Origin of the sequence: Pseudomonas sp. Pseusp97 (genome assembly GCF_047304025.1) — a bacterium.
In the GTDB taxonomy this organism is placed as follows: Bacteria; Pseudomonadota; Gammaproteobacteria; order Pseudomonadales; family Pseudomonadaceae; genus Pseudomonas.
Genome location: NZ_JBGLYK010000446.1, coordinates 1 through 998, shown reverse-complemented (window position 1 = coordinate 998; position 998 = coordinate 1). Strand labels below are relative to the sequence as shown.

Below are 998 nucleotides of genomic sequence, written 5' to 3'. Positions count from 1 at the left end.
ACAGCGACCAGCTCAGCCAGCTCTTCGGCCAGCTCGACGCCGACGGCAGCGGCGGCATCAGCAGCGACGAACTGACCAGTGCCTTCCAGGCCCAGGGCCAGGGCGACGGCCCGCCGCCTCCCCCGCCCTCCGGCAGCCAATCCAGCAGTCAGTCCAACGCAGATTCCAACACCAGCGCCGCTTACCAGAAGCTGGTCGCCAACCTGCTCAAGCAGTACCAGAGCAGCGATGCCACTACGCTCCAGGCCACCAGCGGCAGCCTGGTGAACATCGCCGCCTGACCTGCCCGCTTCACCCGCCGCCGGAGCGTCCCCGCTCCGGTGGTTCCCCGCCTTTTGCGCATTGCCAGGGTGCTGTCTCTGGCCTAGTCTTGGCCTCCTCAAATTCATCCGATGATTGGATGTTTGCATGCCAAGCCCTCTGCAGAAGCGCTCGCTGGTGGATATCGCCATCGAGCAGATCCACCAGCGCATCGACGACGGCACCTGGCCCTTGGGCCAACGCCTGCCGCCGGAACCGGAACTGGCCGAGTCCCTCGGGATCAGCCGCAACACCGTGCGCGAAGCCGTGCGTGTGCTGACCTTTTCCGGCGTGCTGGAAGTGCGCCAGGGCGACGGCACCTACGTGCGCGCCTGCGCCAACCCGCTGGACGCCATGCTGGTGCTGGCCCGCAGTTCGGTGGAGCAGGCGCTGGAAGCGCGCGGCATCATCGAGGTGGAAGCCAGCCGGCTGGCCGCCGAGCGCCGCACTGACACGGATCTCGCGGCCCTGCGCGAAGCGCTGGAGGTTTCCGCCGTGCATCACGGCGGCGATCTGACGACCTACATCGACCTCGACCTGGCCTTCCACCAGCGCGTGGTGGATAGCGCGCACAACCCAGTGCTCAGCGAGCTGTACCGCTACTTCTCCCAGGTGATCCGCGCCGGCCTGGAACGCACCATCGGCGACCCGAGCCGGCCGCAGCCCAGCTTCGAGCTGCACCGCGAGCTGCTCGAGGC

Annotated in this window: 1 protein-coding gene and 1 pseudogene; both read left to right on the top strand. The window is 67.9% G+C overall.

Features of this window, described 5'->3' with window-relative positions; all coding sequences use genetic code 11:
• Positions 1 to 281, top strand: a pseudogene (locus tag ACCC94_RS29780) (hypothetical protein); the annotation flags it as partial.
• A 127-nt stretch (positions 282 to 408) separates the two neighbouring features.
• Positions 409 to 998 (top strand): FadR/GntR family transcriptional regulator (locus ACCC94_RS29775; RefSeq protein WP_413353180.1); only part of this gene is annotated, 590 nt, incomplete at its 3' end.